Origin of the sequence: Streptobacillus ratti, from assembly GCF_001891165.1 — a bacterium.
GTDB lineage: Bacteria > Fusobacteriota > Fusobacteriia > Fusobacteriales > Leptotrichiaceae > Streptobacillus > Streptobacillus ratti.
In genome coordinates, this window is the sequence record NZ_LKKW01000115.1 from 1 (window position 1) to 286 (window position 286).

The following is a 286-nucleotide window of genomic DNA, read 5'->3' on the forward strand; positions in this document are numbered from 1 at the left end:
TCTTTCTAAATTATCAACATAAAAAGAATAATTATCAATAATTAATTTCTTATCATATGAAAAACTTACATTATTAAATTCTAAAAAATACATATTAATTTTCCCCTTTCATGTCAAAATAGTTATATATACCTATTAATACTAAGGTAATACTTATTAATATTAGTGCAGGAACACCTATTAACACCAATTCTTCATCACTAGCATAATTTTTAATTTGTATAGATAATGTTGTATTGGTTAATAGAAGTGCTGCAAGTGGCATCTCCTTTATTATTTCTATAGC

1 protein-coding gene is annotated in these 286 nt (G+C 23.1%); it reads right to left on the minus strand.

The annotated features are described in order from the left end of the window. Nucleotides 1-94 precede the first annotated feature (94 nt). On the minus strand, nt 95-286 hold a 192-nt coding region (locus BT993_RS07395; protein ID WP_208600533.1), incomplete at its 5' end, for a hypothetical protein.